Source organism: Grimontia sp. SpTr1, from assembly GCF_947387585.1.
In the GTDB taxonomy this organism is placed as follows: domain Bacteria; phylum Pseudomonadota; class Gammaproteobacteria; order Enterobacterales; family Vibrionaceae; genus Enterovibrio; species Enterovibrio indicus.
Window position 1 is genome coordinate 56,477 of the sequence record NZ_CANDOD010000008.1, and the last position, 16,610, is coordinate 73,086.

Below are 16,610 nucleotides of genomic sequence, written 5' to 3' on the forward strand. Positions count from 1 at the left end.
AGTGATTGATGTAATGCAAGACCATCATAGTCAGAAGCCAGTATAAACAGCTCCTTAAGCAGTGAAACAAAAGTGTTCACAGCGATGACATATATCTGAAGCTGGTTTTTTGGTGTTAGTAACTTAGTCGCGCATGAAAATTAGAGGAAGAACTGAGTTTTGTCTTTATTGTTATTCTGTCTAATATTTTCCTGATAAAATTGACTGCATAACTGAATACCTAGACATGTCGAGATCGCATGTCTTCCCCAAACAAAAAATCAACAAGTTGCTATTCATCATCAAAAGGGGCCGTTTCTTCTGGTATCGGCTACGAGATGATTAAAGGCAATAAGCTGAAAAAGGCTCATACGGGCGAGAGTTTTTGAATTGATGATGAGCATGGATAAGTTACAACGTGCGTTTTATGGCAAAGATATTCGAATTGCACTTTTGGAAAAGAAAGAGCAGGAATATGAAAATTTCTTCTGTTCTCTGATGCAAAAGAAGTATTCAGACAACTTTTTACCTATCAAGGCTGCTGGCCGAGAGGGTGATAGGAAGGCTGACGGTTATTTGTACCCAGAAAAGCATGTTTATCAGGTCTATGCGCCAAGCTCTGGCTTTAAGAAAGATAAGCTGATTGCCAAGATTCAGGGAGACTTTGAGGGAGCGAAGGAAAAATGGAAAGGGAAAATTCTCAGATGGACGTTTGTTCACAACGAGTTTGAAGGGCTCCCTCCTTATGCGGTGGATGTTATTTCGAGGTTAAGAGAAGAAAACCCAAACATCCAGATAAGTGTTATGGGGCCAGATATACTGCAAGATTTCGCTCTTTCTCTTAGCCCGTCTCACTTAATAGATTTGTTCGGTCTTATGCCGAATGAGAAGCAGTTAGCAGGGCTAACTCACGAGCCAATCAAGACGCTTTTAAAAGCCATTCAGACAACAAAATGTAAGACCAGCACTCTGGGACCAGTTTCAGTCGATAAGCTTGAATTTAACGCTCTTTCTGACGATGTGGAGATTTTGCTGAAGTCAGGGCGAGCAAAGGAAGTGTTGGTTCAGGATTTGTTATCCATGTGGCCAGACCCAAGCTATGGCGATGATCTGGCATCTTCATTTAATAGCCGCTATTTAGAGTTAAAGAATAGTGGATTAGAAGCTGACCTCATTTTTAGTAATCTTCAAAAGTTTGCTGGATATGACCCAGACTCTATTGGTGCTCAGGTTTCATCTCTTGCGGTATTGAGTTACTTTTTTGAGCGGTGTGATATTTTCGACAATCCGCCAGAAGGATGGTCAAAATGATATTTCCAACAAAACACTTGCCTCCCAAAAGGTCCCTTATTTCAATATCAGCAGAAGTGTATGAACTCATTGGCGATAAATCCACGATTAGTTCAATTTGGGAAGAGTATTCAAATATACTATCAAGATCTCTCAGGGTTGCTGATGTTTCTTATGATTGGTTTATTTTGTCAATCGATCTTTTATATCTTCTTAAGCTAATAGAGCTTAAAGATGGTTTTATAAAAAGGAAGTGTAATGTTAAATAAAATAACAAGTGATTTTGACACTTTCAAACCAGTTTCGTTCCATGATGGACTCAATATCGTACTTGCAGAAAAGACCGATAGCTCCACAGATAGACAAACAAGGAACGGGGCAGGTAAAAGTAGTCTCGTTGAACTTATAAATACTTTACTGGGTAGTGATATTCGTAAGGATAGCCTAGTAAAGAATCCTATCTTTAGTGATAGAACATTTACGTTAGACATGACGATTAATGGCAACAATATTGAGATTAGTCGTTCAGCAGATTCACCAAGCAAAATCGTAGTCAATAAGGATGAGTCTGGCGTTATTCCATTTAAGTCAATAGAAGATAACAATCTGGTCATTACCAATGAAACATGGCTTAATTTTCTTGGAGAGCAAGTGTTTAACCTTGATAATTCATCAAAGAAATTAAAGCACAGTGTTACATTTAGGTTATTATTTTCTTATTTTGCTAGATCGTCAAAAGGGTTCGATGTTCCTGACAAGACATTTCCTCAACAAGCTCGTTGGCAGTCGCAAGTTGCACTGACATATTTGTTGAAACTGAATTGGATGCTTGTAAGAGACTTTGAAACTATTCGCCAAAAAGAAAAATTAGTAAAAGCGCTGATCAAAGCATCAAATGAAGGTGCATTGAAAGGTATTATGGGTAGTGCTTCAGAACTTTCTACAGAGATACATCTTAAAAGTGCCCAGCTAAACTCGTTAAAAAATGCGCTAGAGAATTTTAAGGTCTTGCCTGAATATCGAGAGAAAGAAACAAGAGCTGATATTATAACTCAAGAACTGTCAGCTCTATGTCTTGAGGATCTCACGGATAGAGATTGGCTGGCGAATTTAGAGCGTACTGTTGCGACAGAAAATGAACCTGACAATTCAAAGGTTCTTCGTCTTTTCGAACAAGCTGCTATTGAATTTTCAGATGTTATAGATAGAAAGTTTGATGAATTTATGTCATTTCATTCTTCTATTGTTGCGAATAGGAAAGCACATTTGTCTGAAGAGATTCAGGTTATAAAACACCGAATGCTTGAAAGAGAAAAGAAAAAATTGGCCCTAGATGATGAGCGTTCAGAAATACTATCTTTGCTCAAATCTCACGGTGCTTTAGATCAGTTTTATAAACTACAAGGCATTTTTTCTAAAGCTGAGTCTAAAGTCGAGTTATTAAAGGAAAAGCTGAAAGCTACAGAAAACTTAGATGTTCAGAAAACGGACATAAAGATTGATAAAGGGACCTTGAAAAAGAAAACATTGATCGATCATTCAGAAAGAAGTGAGGCTATAAAAGAAGCCGTTATCACATTTGGTGATATATCCGAAGCCCTTTATGATCAGCCAGGCCGATTTACTATTGAGCCAACAGATGACGGCCCGAAATTTGATTTTGAGATAGAAGGCAAAAAAAGTACCGGAAAGTCAAAAATGCAGATCTTCTGTTTTGATATGATGATGATGAAACTTTGGACCAATGAGGATAGAAGACCTCGTGTACTCATTCATGATAGCTATCTTTTTGATGGTGTAGATGAACGCCAGGTTGCTAAAGCTTTATATATTGGTTCTAAATGGGCGAAAGAGTTTGATTTTCAGTATATTATAACTATGAATTCCGATGATCTCCCTGATATGTCTTCTCATGAGGGATTTAATTTAGAGGAACATCTGGTTGATCTAAAAATTACCGATACAGAAACCGGTGGTTTATTTGGAGTTCGTTTCTAAATACGTCACTAACTAACTGCTTGTAAGTCATGATTCTTTAAGCATATATCACCTCTCCGAAGCAACTAACGTCGAGGTGATTTTATGTAAAAGCAACATATTAAGTTGATTTGGTTGAAAGAGGTGATGGCAGTAACGGGTCTTTCTCGCTCAAGCATTTACAACTATATCAACGACATTTACTTTCCAGGGCAAGTGTCCCTTGGTTGTCGGTCCATTGCTTCCTCTTTTTTCCCGTGCAGATGACTTTGAGCTTTGGAATAGTTGGTCGGCGCTCAGGCCTTGTATGGAGGTTAGAGACCGTGCTTGTTTATATAAACAAAAAAGCGCCAACTCTTTCGAGTTGGCGCTTTCCCAAACGTTTGGTGGAGCTGGCGGGAGTTGAACCCGCGTCCAAAATCAGTCTAACTAATGGCGCTACATGCTTAGTCTATCTTTAATCTCGTCAGTGTGCTGCGAATAGACACGCTACAAAAAGACATACCGAAATTCTATTTCGCGGTTCAGCTCTTCGGTCAAAGCTTCCCTCGCTATCCTGATTGGGTTTGACTGCCCTGATTCCCCGTCCTACAGGCGGAGGCTAGGGAGGGCAGGCTCTGAGCAGGTTATTAAGCTGCTAGTGCGTAGTTTTCGTCGTTTGCGACTATTTTTTTGCGGCTTTTTACGAGGCCAACCGCCCCTCGGCATGCTCCACGAGCCTTCTTGATCCTGTCGAATCCTGAATCAGCCCCGGAATGTGGACGCAGATACTAGCATAACATGCTGCTGCGTCAACGATTATCTGGTTGAGTGCTTCATGATTCGCGCTTTGTCGCGCTGCCAATCGCGATCTTTGGAAGCATCACGTTTGTCATGAAGTTTTTTACCTTTCGCCAGACCAATCTTAAGTTTAGCCCACGACTGTTTCCAGTACATGGAAAGCGCGATAACTGTGTAACCTTCGCGGTTCACTTTGCCAATCAAGTTGTCGAGTTCACGACGCTTGAGTAGCAGTTTTCGCACGCGTGTTGGGTCTGCCACTACGTGTGTAGAAGCAACATTCAGCGGAGTGATGGTCGCGCCAGACATGAAAGCTTCACCATTGCGGAAGAACACGTAGCTCTCGCTGATGTTGGCTTTGCCTGCACGGAGTGATTTCACTTCCCAGCCTTGTAGCTCTAGCCCTACCTCAATATCGTCTTCGATGAAGTATTCGTGGCGAGCCTGGCGGTTCTGAGCAATCGTGTTGCTGCCCGCCTTATTCTTTGCGTTTTTCTTTACCATAATGGCGGCATTATACGTAGTGGTTATGGTGGGCGAAACAAGTTTTTATCGGATTTTCAGGCACCCGGCCCCATAAACCGTCGATGGCGGTGTTTCCGGGTGTCCCTGTTCGTTGCCGTTTGTGCGGTTTGGAGGCACGTTGAAGGAATTTGGGGAAAAATACGGTCTGGTGATATGATGCCGGAATCGACCTGAGAGGAGACGCTATGCCGCGTATTACCCGTTCTGCGTTGGTGCCGTATAGTGCAGAGCAGATGTTTGAACTTGTTAATGATGTTGAAGCTTACCCTTCGTTTTTGCCGGGGTGTGCCGGTTCACGCGTGCTGGAAGCCAATGACAGTGCGATGACCGCGTCGGTAGATGTGTCGAAAGCCGGTATCCGCAAAACCTTTACCACGCGCAATCTGCTGGTAAACGGTCAGCAAATCAAAATGGAACTGGTTGATGGCCCTTTCCGAAAACTGGTGGGTGGCTGGCATTTTACGTCTTTGGATGCGGATGCGTGCAAAATCGAGCTGAATCTGGATTTTGAGTTCACCAACGGTTTGGTGGAAATGGCGTTCGGAAAAGTCTTTAACGAGTTGGCGATGAACATGGTGAAGGCTTTCACCGACAGGGCGAGAGACATTTATGAGTGACGGTAAGTTGCTGCATATTGAAGTGATGTATGCGTTGCCGGATGAGCAACGTGTGTTTAAGGCGATTGTGACGCCAGATACGCCGGTGGAAGAAATCATCAGCCACTCGGGTATTTTGGATGCCTACCCTGAAATCGACCTGAAGAAGAATAAAGTTGGTGTGTTCAGTCGTCTGGTGAAACTGGATGCGACGGTGCATGACGGCGACCGCATTGAAATCTACCGCCCGTTGGTGGCAGACCCGAAAGAAATCCGCCGCCGCCGAGCAGAGCGTATGAAGGCGGAAGGGAAATCTGACCCGGTGACAGGTGGGAAGGTGAACCCGCTACGTAAAGGCGAGTAAATCTGCGCTTCGCTTTCGTGTAAGAAAGTGAAGAAGAATGCGGATAAGAATATAGATAAGAACAAAGAGAAAAGCGGTGGTCATTGGCCACCGCTTTTTTGTGTATTGACTACGATTTGTATGACTTCAGCAGGTTCCAGGCATCTTGCCAGAACGGTGTTTTACCCGGCGCATAACTTGGGTTAGAGCACCAGCCTGAGTTTGGCCATGGCTTGCATTGGTATAGCTTGCCGTCCTGACCTTTTACAATGTCACCTTCCTGATAGGCCGCGCCTGGTGTGTAGCTTGGGTATTCTCCCGGTGGTGGCGGTGTGACTTCTGGGTCCGGATCTGGATTGGGATTTGGGTTGGTGCTGCCGCAGCTCTCGTCGTCGGTTTGTTTCCAAACGCCCCATTCACCTGTGTTGCCCGGCTCTTCTCCTTTCGTCCACCAAGCGGCCAGCCATACAACGCCGTGGTGCGAGACTTTATCGCCGCCCACATACACGCGGTTTTTCTCCCAGCTGGCAATACATGTGGCGCTGGCTTCGACCGTGATGGTGCGGGTCGCTGACGCTGTCTGGCCTTCGCTGTCGGTGACCTTGTAGCTCAGCAGGTAATCGCCCGGTGTTTGGGTATTAACATCTCCGGAAATACGGATGTTAGCGGTGATGTCGCCATCTTCTTTATCAAACGCGCTTACGCCTTGCAGTGCATCAAAGCTATCGCCCTGTTGCAGGGTCACGTCTGTCACACCTGTCAGGGTCGGCGCTTCGCCAAGCTCTGTGGTGACGATGCCTGCTTTAAGTTCTACTGTCGGCGCGGTAATCGCGATATCGGCAAGCAATTTATCGTTGCAGTAAAGCTCTGCGCGGTAAGGGTTAAGCGCGGTTTCCACATTCACGTGGAAGCGGTTCATCAAGCCTTCTTTAAAGCGTCGGTTGTGCAGGTTGAAGCGCTGGGTACCGCCTTGCTGGGTGAGCACGTCCAACTGGCACGATGATGCGGTGAAGTTATCGGCATACACAGCGCCATGCGCACCATGCAGGGCAGGGTAGATGTAGCTTGGCAGCGTGTTGCTTGGATCGTAGTAACCCACCAGTGTGGTCACGGCTACGCCCTGTTTTTCAGGAATGCGCGGCACGGTTTTGTCGATGATGTCTTTTTCGACTTCCATCCACTGACCCGCTTCAAAGCGGTAAGCGTATTTGGTGCCGTTGATCAGTAGTTGCGAATGACCGTTGTAGTGGATGTGTGAGTTGTAGCCCGCAGAAGAGTTGAACACCACCACTTTGCCTTCGAAGCTTTGGTCTGTCGGCAGGTAAAAATCACGCGCCCAGTAGCCGTTTCCTGTGTTGATGCGAACAGCGTCTGCGTTCTCGAACAGTTCGTGGAACTTGCGGCTTTCCGCGCCAAACTCGTTCAAGGTGTTGTTGTCGCTGATGGTGACAATATTAAAGGCGAGATCGTCCTTCACGCTGTTGTCCCATGGCTGCATGGTCTGGCTTTCTGCATCCCATTTGCTGAATCCGGTTGGGGAGGCGGGGTCAAAGCTCGCTTTCCCTTCCATGAAGTGTTGGAACACGTTCAGCTCGTAAGGGGTGTGCAGTGTGTATTCATTGCCTGCCGGGTGCAGCGGCCAGCCACCTGCCATGGTGCCCCAGCCGAAACTGTGTCCGTTGAATGGTTCTGCGCATTCGCCTTCGTAGCAGGACGAGCCATTGGTTCGCGCTTTGCTGAGGTTCGGCAGGAAGCGGTTTTCAAACAGATCCCAGCCCCAGGTGGAGTTGATCTTGGTAGAGCTGTTATGCACCGAGCCTTTGAATCCGCCCAGATAGTGAGCTTCTGCATGGGTGCCTGCGCCGAACTCATGGCCGACTTCGTGGCTGAATTCATTGCCTGTTGAGCTGACCACTGATGCCACACCGGCATAAGAGCCGAGCAAACCGTGATTGATAATGCCATCACTGTAGTTGCCCCGCGAGTTGTTCACCGTTACTTGAGCCGCGTGGTAAGGCGCGCTAATGTTCCATTGCGAACCGTTCATCACGTCATGGCTGTTCACGCCATAGTTGGCGCTGTTGATGCCAGCGGAAATCAGTTCACGGGCAATACGGTAGTGGGAATCACTGCCGTAAGCGTCGGCTTTGCTTGGGTCAACGTCGACCAGAAGGCGGCCATCCGGCAGCATGATCTCTTCCAGATGGATGGGCGCATAGGGGTTCACGATAAGTTTGCTGATCTGCACAGACTGGAAGTAGTCGCGGTGCAGTTTCTCATCGGTCATAAAACGGAATTCACCGCGCGGTGGCGTCAGCAGACCCACATCGACAGTGTTAAGAATCAGTGTGGTGTTAGCGCCGACTTTAATGCCTTCGACCACACCTTCCTGATCGCCATTGCTGAATGTCAGGCTGAAACCCGGCTCAATCACTTCTGCGGGCAAGACCGCTGTGTAGGCCTTGTCGCTGTAAACGAGCTTGCCGTAATCGGCATCAGACTGGGCAAACCATTTTCCGCCAACGTTGTTGTAGGTAAAGCGGTTGCCGTTAGAGAGCGTGTCTGAGCCGTGGGTGTAGTGAATGCGTGAATTGTATCCGGCCTGTGAGGAGAAGGTGACGATCTTGCCGTCGAGCTCTGCCCCTTCCGGCAGCATGAAGTCGTAGGCAAAGTTGCCGTTGCTGGTGGCGATTTCGAGGGTGTCATGCTCGGTCAGCAGCGCTTTGAAAGCGTCCTTGCCGGATTCATAGGCGATGACATCAATAGCCTGTTGTGACGAGATGCGGTGCGCGTAGGTTTCCGGTACGACAATATCGAGGTCGATATCAATCTGGCCCGCAGGCTTTGGCTGCGCGGAAGGTGGCAGCAGGGTTGTGCGGTGCACTTCTTCGCCCTGGCTGTTTTTCACTACCATGGCGATCTCGCTGTTTTGAAGTGCGTCAGTGGTGTGAGGCTCTACGATCACCAGTGCTTTACGCAGTGCGACCAGATGCGGTTGGCGATCACCTTCAATGCCATGGATGGTTGGCATGATCACGCTCTGCGCCATGCTGACGCTGGCAGCCAGTGAGCCTTGGGTATCTGAAGGCAAGGATTTCTGGTTGAAGTAAACGGCTTGAGAGCTAGGTGTGCTGGCGAAGGCTGTTGAGCAGCTTGCCCCAGCAAGCAATACCGGGATCAGGCAGGCTAACTGTTTCTTGTTCATCGTCTTTATTCTTTTTGATGGTTGTTATTTGGGGCGGAATATATAGAGGGAAATACCGGGTGAGTGAGCGAGAAAATCTGATATTTGAAGCAGTCCCTCAATTCAGAATCATGAACTGGCAGTAAATGCACAGCGGTGACATTTTTATGACGTAATTACAGTGGCTTACGAAGTTTTGACGCTGTCTGGAAAGGTCGTCTTTGAGGTGTATTTTCAAGACAAAAAAGCGCACCTTTTATCAGCTGCGCTTTTGGGGTTGGTGGTGGTTGGCTTATAGCTCTTTGGTTACATCCGGTACGAAGCTTTGGCTTTCGAGCGGCACACGTACGTAGCCTTCTTTGTTGATCTCCGGCAGATCGATGGCGTCGTAGCTGATCGCTTCATACGGAATGCTGGAAAGCAGGTGGGATATGCAGTTCAGGCGCGCCCGTTTTTTGTTGTCGGCTTCCACCACCCACCATGGAGATTCTTTGGTGTCGGTGTAGGCGAACATTTTGTCTTTCGCTTCACTGTATTCTTTCCAGCGGCTTCGGGATTCCAAATCCATCGGGCTGAACTTCCAGCGCTTCATCGGGGTGTTGATGCGCTCACTGAAGCGCTTTTCCTGCACTTCATCGGAAACCGAGAACCAGTATTTCAACAGGATAATGCCGGAGCGCTGCAGCATGCGCTCGAACTCGGGGCAGGTACGCATGAACTCGTCATATTGCCCGTCGGTGCAAAAGCCCATCACGCGCTCAACGCCTGCGCGGTTATACCAGCTTCGGTCAAACAGGACGATTTCGCCCGCAGCAGGAAGGTGCGAAACGTAGCGTTGGAAATACCATTGGGTGCGTTCGCGCTCGGTGGGTTTATCCAGCGCGACAATACGGCAGACGCGCGGGTTAAGTTTTTCGGTAATGCGCTTTATTACACCGCCTTTACCCGCGGCATCGCGCCCTTCGAAGACAACGACCACTTTCAGGCCTTTGAGTTTGACCCATTCCTGAAGTTTGACGAGTTCCGTTTGTAGCTCAGCGAGTTTGTTCTCGTAGGCTTCGCTGCTGAGTTTCCCTTTCTTCTTTTTCGTTGGCTTGTCTTGTTCTTCGCTCGCCATGTGCCACGTCCTTTTCCTCGGGTTGTCCTGCCACCCTAAAAAAGAAAGGAGGATGATTTCAATTCCCCTGTCAGAAAAGTGCGAGCTTAGCGAGTTAGCGCTGCGAGTGTGGCTTTGATTGTCTCAGGATTGGTGACTGTGATGGCAAAATCGTCACCGTTGCCCATGGTGGCGTTTTCGTTTTTGAAAACCATATGGGACTGGCGGGTGGTTTTGCCGGAAAGATGAATTTCGGTAACGCCTGTGGCATCGACAATGCGCTTGGCGTTATCTGGCGAAACGCCTGCACCCGGCATGATTGATAGGCGACCTTGGGTAAAGTCTGCCATCTCTTTCAGCATTTCAATGCCGTCTTCTGCACGTTTGGCAAGGCCGGAGGTGAGGATGCGCTCCACCTTGTGCGCCATCAGAAATTCCAGTGCATCAAACGGGGCAGAGCAGTGGTCAATTGCACGGTGGAAAGTAATGCCCATACCCGAAGCGGCTTTGATCATGTCGCCAACAATCGTCTCATCGATTTTTCCGTCAGCCTGCAGTGCACCGATCACCACGCCGTTAAGGCCTGCCTGTTTCGCGGTGTGAATGTCTTCGAGCATGATTTCCACATCATCACCTGAATAAAGGAAGTCTCCTTCACGGGGACGAATAATGCCGTAAACCGGAATACCCGCCACACGCGCCGCGGCTTTCATGTAACCCGCACTGGCGGTCAGGCCACCTGTCGCCAGCGAACTGCAAAGCTCAATACGCTTTGCGCCCGCACGCTCAGCAATAGGAAGGGATTCAATACTATCAATGCACACTTCAACCAAAACAGACATACAACACTCCTTGGAATTTGAGCTCTCATCATCAAGGAGTTGCATTCGGAATAGAAGATGGGGGCGTGTAAAAGTTTGGTAAAAGTTGGTTAAGAGCAGGAAGAGCAGGAAGAGCAGGGCCTAGGATCCTAGGTCCTAGGAAGAGCCAGAGCAATAGCGAGAAAGAGCAGAGATGAGATTTGAGATAAGAGAAAGAACAGGAAGGGCAGAAAAAGCAGGAACGAGATTTGAGATAAGAAAAAGCAGGAAAGCGAAGATATAGATTAGAGCAATGCGAGAAAATGTGTTGAAGTTGGGCGTGTCTGGAAATCAATTTAATGACCGAGAGTTTGCTTTCCTAGGACCTCGTTCCCTAGGATCCAGGACCTATTAAGTTCGCATTTCCTGGGACCTTGTTCCCTAGGATCTAGGATCTAGGACCTATTAAGTTCGCTTTTCCTAGGACCTCGTCCCCTAGGATCTAGGACCTATAAAGTCCCTTTGGAATGCTGAAGTGCGGGCTTAACCAAGAGGCGAATAAATCCGAGATTTGCCGGGGCTCAAATACAAAAAGGGCCCGGTGGTCCGGGCCTCATTCTATTTTTATAGCTGACTTTGGCTTTACGCTTACGCGTTAGGGGGAAACTGCGTGAGCAGTTAGCCAAATATTACAGGTCGTCAGAGTGCTCAGACAGGAACGCTGCAACACCTTTAGGAGATGCGTCCATACCTGCTTTGCCTTCTTCCCACTGTGCTGGGCAAACTTCACCGTTCTTCTGGTGGAAGTTCAGTGCGTCAACCATGCGCAGCATTTCGTCGATGTTACGGCCCAGTGGCAGGTCGTTAACAACTTGGTGACGTACCAGACCGTCTTCGTCGATCAGGAAAGAACCACGGAAAGCAACGCCTGCTTCTGGGTGCTCTACGTCGTATGCTTTACAGATCTCGTGCTTAACGTCTGCAACCAGTGGGTATTTAACCTGGCCGATACCGCCGTCTTCAACAGCAGTGTTACGCCATGCGTTGTGAGAGAACTGAGAGTCGATAGAAACGCCGATGACTTCAACGCCTTTCTCTTGGAAGTCAGCGAAACGCTTGTCAAAAGCGATCAGCTCAGAAGGACATACGAAAGTGAAGTCCAGTGGGTAGAAGAACAGAACCGTTTTCTTACCTTTGGTGAATTCTTTCAGGTTGAAGTTTTCTACGATTTCACCATTGCCCAGTACTGCTGCTGCAGTGAAGTCTGGGGCTTGACGGCCTACTAGTACCATTTCTCAGCTCCTAAAATGTCTAATTTTCAGGCATGAATGCCTTGATTCATCTATGAACGGGACAAACTATAATGGAACTGCTAGATTGAAAAAAGTGAATTAAATAGATTAACCTAATCGGAAAAATCGATGAATAAATTCCCTTCTCTCAAACAACTCCATTACTTGGTCACACTGTACGAGACGCGTCATTTCGGTGAGGCGGCCAAACAGTGTTTCGTCAGCCAGTCTACACTAAGTTCCGGCATTCAAAACCTTGAAGATCTGATTGGTTCTCAGCTTATTGAGCGCGATAACAAAACACTGGTATTTTCGGCTATCGGTGAAGATGTGGTGTCTCGAAGTCGGGAAATCTTGGCACGTAGTCAAGATTTAATGGAGCTGACTCAAGTCAGTGAAAGCCCGATGCAGGGCAAGCTGCGTGTAGGCTGCATTCCCACTATCGCTCCTTTTCTTCTCTGTGATTTGGTGCAGGCAGTGAACCAGCGCTTTCCCGAGCTTGATTTACTGCTGCGAGAAGACACCACCGCAAATCTGCTTATGGCGCTGAAAAGCGGTGAAATGGATGTGCTGATTCTGGCGCTACCTGTCGAAATCGGCGGCATGCAAAGCCGAATCGTGGGGAAAGACTCGTTTAAGATGGTGCTAAACAGTGCTCAGGCACAAGGGATCCCTGTTCCTATCCACTATTCTGATCTGCCGGATGAATCGGTATTTCTGCTGGAGCGTGAACATTGCCTGACAGACCACGCCGTGTCGGCCTGTCAGCTCACAAGCACAGAGAAAATTAACCCGTTTACCGCAACCAGCCTTCATACCTTGGTGCAAATGGTCGCGAATGGGTTGGGGACGACTTTCATTCCTCAAATGGCCATCAATCATGGGCTCATCGAAAATCTCGATTTGGTGGTGATGGAACCACCTGGACGTGAGGCTTACCGCGAGATCGGTTTGGTTTGGCGTCCTACTTCGAGCCGCAAACCGACCTTTGAAGCACTCGCGGATCTGGTTGAAACTCTCCTTTAAGTACCATTGTGGTACTCAAATCCGGGGAACTTTCATCGTCAACATACGCATCACGACACCTAAAACGATGAAATTTCCTCTGGTTTTTCAAGATTCTTTAGCTCTCATTAGGTTTTAGAATAACTTTGGTGATTTATTCTAAATATTTAACCCCTATTCGAATTAAATCCTTTTTACACTTTGGTAACTCCCCTGCGCTTCTGAAATTAAATTCTGTCGGTATCCCTACATATTTTTCGCCAATTATTAAGCACTTAAGTTGCATGTTTGTTAGCGGCCGCCAAACGCTTGCATTGTTAAGCTTTTGTTATAAAAAGATTTTCTGCAGAAATTGATATTCACTGCTACGTTTAAAACATGCGAATTCGATATTCAACAAGTTGACTCAAAAAGTAATTTAATTTCGTAAGTGCTTACAAAAATCGCACTAAGGGATGAGAAAGTCACAAACGGAAGAACAATCTGAGATTCGTTTTAATTCAGTGTTTTGAGTTAAAACTCTATATTTTGTAAGTTATTGATATTTAATGGATTAAATGATTTAAGACTTAAGTCTAACGCCTTTAGTAGTGTTGACGGGTGAAAATAAATACGCCAGTTTAGAAAGGTGTTTCGGCGATAAGAAAGCAATCGAAGCAGTAAGGGAATAATTGGTATTGTTGTGATTTAGTTACAAATGGAGATGGAGGGCACTTTATGGATTCACAAGCACAACAAGCTTTAAAGGAATTGTCGTTTGTTCCGCCGATCACTGAGATGGAATCTGATGTACTGACTGATGAAGCGCTCTCCTTCATCCTGAAACTTGCCACCCGCTTTGCGCACCGTGTACCAGAACTGCTGGAAGCCCGAGAAGCACGTCAGGCGCAATTTGATGCGGGTGCCACGCCTGACTTTCTGCCTGACACGGCGGAAATCCGAAACGGTGATTGGCGTATTCGCGGTATTCCTGAGGACCTGCAGGACCGCCGCCTGGAAATCACCGGCCCGCCAGAACGGAAAATGGTGATAAATGCCCTGAATGCCAATGTAAAAGTGTTCATGGCGGACTTCGAAGATTCGTTCTCGCCGGTATGGGGCCCTGTGCTGCAAGGCCAGCGTAACCTGACCGACGCGATTAACCGCACCATTTCTTACAACAACCCGGCGACAGGCAAACATTACGCCCTCGGCGATGACCCATCGGTGCTGATTTGCCGTGTTCGTGGTCTGCACCTGAAAGAAAAGCACGTGCTACTCAACGGCACGCCAATTCCAGGTGCGCTGTTGGACTTTGGTTTGTATTTCTTCCGCAACCATAAAACCTTGTTGGAAAACGGCTCTGGTCCGTATTTCTACCTGCCAAAACTGCAGGCGCATCAAGAAGCTGCATGGTGGAACGATGTGTTCTGCTTTGCGGAAGATGAGTTCAATCTGCCTCGCGGAACCATCAAGGCAACCGTGCTTATCGAAACGCTGCCAGCTGTGTTCGAGATGGATGAAATCCTGCACGCGCTGAAAGACCACATCGTGGCGCTGAACTGCGGCCGTTGGGATTACATCTTCAGCTATATCAAAACATTCCGTAACCACTCGGACCGCGTTTTGCCGGATCGTCAGGTGGTGACAATGGAAAAACCTTTCCTGAACGCGTATTCGCGTCTTCTGGTGAAAACCTGTCACCGTCGTGGTGCGATGGCAATGGGCGGCATGGCGGCGTTTATCCCGTCAAAAGACCCGGAGAAGAACGCCTGGGTTCTGGACAAAATCAATGCAGACAAATCGCTGGAAGCCAATAACGGTCACGACGGTACCTGGGTGGCTCACCCTGGTCTGGCAGACACGGCGAAAGCGGTTTTCGATGCAGCGCTCGGTGAGCGTAAAAACCAACTCGATGTCATGCGAGAGCAAGACGCACCTATCACAGCCAAAGAGCTCACAGAGCCGTGTGAAGGTGACCGCACTGAGGAAGGCATGCGACACAACATTCGCGTGGCGGTGCAATACATCGAAGCTTGGATTTCGGGGAATGGATGTGTGCCTATCTATGGCCTGATGGAAGATGCGGCGACGGCGGAAATCTCCCGCGCTTCAATCTGGCAATGGATTAAACATGAAAAATCGCTCAGCAACGGCAAGACCGTCACCGCAGATTTCTTCCGAGCCTGTCTGGCCGAAGAGATGGATGTGCTGAAGCAGGAACTAGGGGAAACCGTATTCAACGGTGGGAAATACCAGCAGGCGGCCAGTTTGATGGAGCAACTGACCACCAGTGATGAGCTGGCAGATTTCCTGACGTTATCTGGATACGAATTGCTGGACTAATTACCGATTTATCAAACATTGAGAGAGGGAAGCACAATGACTCTGACAAGACAGCAGCAAATTGACGCACTGAAAAAAGACTGGGCAGAAAATCCACGCTGGAAAAACGTGAAGCGTACTTACACGGCAGAAGAAGTGGTTGAGTTACGTGGTTCATTCGTTCCAGCGCAGACCATTGCTCAGCGTGGTGCAGACAAGCTTTGGGATTTGGTTAACGGTAGCGCGAAGAAAGGCTATGTGAACTGTCTTGGCGCACTGACCGGTGGTCAGGCTGTCCAGCAAGCAAAAGCAGGTATCGAGGCGATTTATTTGTCAGGTTGGCAGGTAGCCGCGGATAACAATACCGCATCTTCTATGTACCCTGACCAGTCACTTTACCCGGTAGATTCTGTACCTGCAGTGGTTAAGCGCATTAACAACTCTTTCCGTCGTGCTGACCAAATCCAGTGGTCTAAAGGTGGCACGCCGGAAGAAGGTACCGATTACTTCCTGCCAATCGTGGCTGATGCAGAAGCAGGCTTCGGTGGTGTTCTGAACGCTTACGAGCTGATGCGTTCGATGATTGAAGCGGGTGCCGCGGGTGTTCACTTTGAAGACCAGCTGGCATCGGTGAAGAAATGTGGTCACATGGGTGGTAAGGTGTTGGTTCCTACCCAAGAAGCCGTTCAAAAACTGGTTGCAGCACGTCTTGCTGCCGACGTTGCAGGCACCACCACCCTTGTGATTGCGCGTACTGATGCGAACGCAGCAGACCTGCTGACATCTGACTGTGACCCTTACGATAAAGACTTCATCGAAGGCGAGCGTACTTCTGAAGGTTTCTACAAGGTTCGTGCGGGTATCGATCAGGCGATTTCTCGTGGTCTGGCTTACGCACCTTATGCTGACCTTATCTGGTGTGAAACTGCAACGCCGGATCTGGAAGAAGCGCGCCAGTTTGCTGAAGCTATTCACGCTCAGTACCCAGATCAACTGCTGGCTTACAACTGTTCGCCATCGTTCAACTGGGAGAAAAATCTGGACGCGCCAACCATCGCGAAGTTCCAGCAAGCTCTGTCAGACATGGGCTACAAGTACCAGTTCATCACTCTCGCGGGTATCCACAACATGTGGTACAACATGTTCGATCTGGCGCACGCTTATGCGCAAGGTGAAGGCATGCGTCACTACGTGGAGAAAGTACAGCGTCCTGAGTTTGAAGCAGCTGAGCGTGGTTACACCTTCGTTGCTCACCAACAGGAAGTGGGGACGGGTTACTTCGATAAGATGACGAACACTATCCAAGGCGGTAACTCTTCGGTAACAGCTCTGACGGGCTCTACGGAAGAAGACCAGTTCTAAAGCGCTATCCCAATCGGGCTGATAATCCAGCCATACCTATCGGCCCGATTGTTTTTTATAACATGCAATGAACCTAG

The 16,610-nt window shown here is 48.0% G+C and carries 13 protein-coding genes and 1 other RNA gene; 8 read left to right on the forward strand and 6 right to left on the reverse strand.

The annotated features are described in order from the left end of the window. The first annotated feature begins 381 nt into the window (after positions 1-381). The 3 genes from QL223_RS12900 (at position 382) to QL223_RS12910 (ending at position 3,513) form a co-directional block, all read left to right on the forward strand. Positions 382-1,290 carry an ABC-three component system protein gene (locus QL223_RS12900; protein ID WP_281544994.1) on the forward strand — a complete coding sequence of 303 codons (909 nt, stop codon included), beginning with the start codon at positions 382-384 and terminating at the stop codon, positions 1,288-1,290. A 237-nt stretch (positions 1,291-1,527) separates the two neighbouring features. Next, positions 1,528-3,267 carry a DUF2326 domain-containing protein gene (locus tag QL223_RS12905; protein WP_281544995.1) on the forward strand — a complete coding sequence of 580 codons (1,740 nt, stop codon included), beginning with the start codon at positions 1,528-1,530 and terminating at the stop codon, positions 3,265-3,267. A 114-nt stretch (positions 3,268-3,381) separates the two neighbouring features. Beyond that, complete coding sequence (locus QL223_RS12910; protein ID WP_281545043.1) at positions 3,382-3,513, forward strand: AlpA family phage regulatory protein; 132 nt, start codon at positions 3,382-3,384, stop codon at positions 3,511-3,513. Positions 3,514-3,630: 117 nt separating this feature from the next. On the opposite strand, the gene ssrA is transcribed toward QL223_RS12910, so the two are convergent. After that, positions 3,631-3,998, reverse strand: a transfer-messenger RNA (tmRNA) gene (gene ssrA / locus QL223_RS12915). A 46-nt stretch (positions 3,999-4,044) separates the two neighbouring features. Further along, positions 4,045-4,530, reverse strand: a complete 486-nt coding sequence (smpB, locus tag QL223_RS12920) for an SsrA-binding protein SmpB (RefSeq protein WP_002536901.1) — start codon at positions 4,528-4,530, stop codon at positions 4,045-4,047. A 206-nt stretch (positions 4,531-4,736) separates the two neighbouring features. Here smpB and QL223_RS12925 point away from each other — a divergent pair, with 206 nt between their 5' ends. Next, complete coding sequence (locus QL223_RS12925; RefSeq protein ID WP_002536903.1) at positions 4,737-5,168, forward strand: SRPBCC family protein; 432 nt, start codon at positions 4,737-4,739, stop codon at positions 5,166-5,168. After that, entirely contained in the window at positions 5,161-5,511 is a 351-nt protein-coding gene (locus tag QL223_RS12930) for an RnfH family protein (RefSeq protein WP_002536904.1), read from the forward strand. The genes QL223_RS12925 and QL223_RS12930 overlap by 8 nt, the downstream gene beginning before the upstream one ends. A 109-nt stretch (positions 5,512-5,620) precedes the next feature. On the opposite strand, the gene QL223_RS12935 is transcribed toward QL223_RS12930, so the two are convergent. From QL223_RS12935 to QL223_RS12950, 4 genes are all read right to left on the reverse strand, one after another. After that, entirely contained in the window at positions 5,621-8,695 is a 3,075-nt protein-coding gene (locus tag QL223_RS12935) for a M66 family metalloprotease (protein ID WP_281544996.1), read from the reverse strand. Positions 8,696-8,966: 271 nt separating this feature from the next. Further along, entirely contained in the window at positions 8,967-9,791 is an 825-nt protein-coding gene (gene ppk2 / locus QL223_RS12940) for a polyphosphate kinase 2 (RefSeq protein WP_281544997.1), read from the reverse strand. Between the two features lie 86 nt (positions 9,792-9,877). Then, the gene (locus tag QL223_RS12945; protein WP_281544998.1) at positions 9,878-10,612 is read right to left on the reverse strand and encodes a copper homeostasis protein CutC; all 735 of its coding nucleotides are present in this window, start codon (positions 10,610-10,612) and stop codon (positions 9,878-9,880) included. Positions 10,613-11,259: 647 nt separating this feature from the next. Then, the gene (locus tag QL223_RS12950; protein WP_002536910.1) at positions 11,260-11,862 is read right to left on the reverse strand and encodes a peroxiredoxin C; all 603 of its coding nucleotides are present in this window, start codon (positions 11,860-11,862) and stop codon (positions 11,260-11,262) included. A 129-nt stretch (positions 11,863-11,991) separates the two neighbouring features. Between QL223_RS12950 and QL223_RS12955 the strand changes: the two genes are divergently transcribed. The 3 genes from QL223_RS12955 to aceA all read left to right on the forward strand — a co-directional run bounded on the left by QL223_RS12955 (position 11,992) and on the right by aceA (position 16,533). Then, on the forward strand, positions 11,992-12,888 hold the full coding sequence (locus tag QL223_RS12955; protein ID WP_002536911.1) for a hydrogen peroxide-inducible genes activator: 897 nt from the start codon (positions 11,992-11,994) through the stop codon (positions 12,886-12,888). Between the two features lie 696 nt (positions 12,889-13,584). Continuing rightward, positions 13,585-15,192 carry a malate synthase A gene (aceB, locus tag QL223_RS12960; RefSeq protein WP_281544999.1) on the forward strand — a complete coding sequence of 536 codons (1,608 nt, stop codon included), beginning with the start codon at positions 13,585-13,587 and terminating at the stop codon, positions 15,190-15,192. A 36-nt stretch (positions 15,193-15,228) separates the two neighbouring features. Then, the gene (gene aceA / locus QL223_RS12965; protein ID WP_002536914.1) at positions 15,229-16,533 is read left to right on the forward strand and encodes an isocitrate lyase; all 1,305 of its coding nucleotides are present in this window, start codon (positions 15,229-15,231) and stop codon (positions 16,531-16,533) included. The last annotated feature ends 77 nt before the right edge of the window (positions 16,534-16,610 follow it).

Excerpts from the sequence above, each read along its gene's own strand:
- QL223_RS12905 (WP_281544995.1), top strand. The coding sequence starts at position 1,528 with ATGTTAAATAAAATAACAAGTGATTTTGACACTTTCAAACCAGTTTCG.
- smpB (WP_002536901.1), bottom strand. The coding sequence starts at position 4,530 with ATGGTAAAGAAAAACGCAAAGAATAAGGCGGGCAGCAACACGATTGCT.
- QL223_RS12950 (WP_002536910.1), bottom strand. The coding sequence starts at position 11,862 with ATGGTACTAGTAGGCCGTCAAGCCCCAGACTTCACTGCAGCAGCAGTA.
- QL223_RS12925 (WP_002536903.1), top strand. The coding sequence starts at position 4,737 with ATGCCGCGTATTACCCGTTCTGCGTTGGTGCCGTATAGTGCAGAGCAG.
- ppk2 (WP_281544997.1), bottom strand. The coding sequence starts at position 9,791 with ATGGCGAGCGAAGAACAAGACAAGCCAACGAAAAAGAAGAAAGGGAAA.
- QL223_RS12900 (WP_281544994.1), top strand. The coding sequence starts at position 382 with ATGGATAAGTTACAACGTGCGTTTTATGGCAAAGATATTCGAATTGCA.
- QL223_RS12955 (WP_002536911.1), top strand. The coding sequence starts at position 11,992 with ATGAATAAATTCCCTTCTCTCAAACAACTCCATTACTTGGTCACACTG.
- QL223_RS12930 (WP_002536904.1), top strand. The coding sequence starts at position 5,161 with ATGAGTGACGGTAAGTTGCTGCATATTGAAGTGATGTATGCGTTGCCG.
- aceB (WP_281544999.1), top strand. The coding sequence starts at position 13,585 with ATGGATTCACAAGCACAACAAGCTTTAAAGGAATTGTCGTTTGTTCCG.
- QL223_RS12945 (WP_281544998.1), bottom strand. The coding sequence starts at position 10,612 with ATGTCTGTTTTGGTTGAAGTGTGCATTGATAGTATTGAATCCCTTCCT.
- QL223_RS12935 (WP_281544996.1), bottom strand. The coding sequence starts at position 8,695 with ATGAACAAGAAACAGTTAGCCTGCCTGATCCCGGTATTGCTTGCTGGG.
- aceA (WP_002536914.1), top strand. The coding sequence starts at position 15,229 with ATGACTCTGACAAGACAGCAGCAAATTGACGCACTGAAAAAAGACTGG.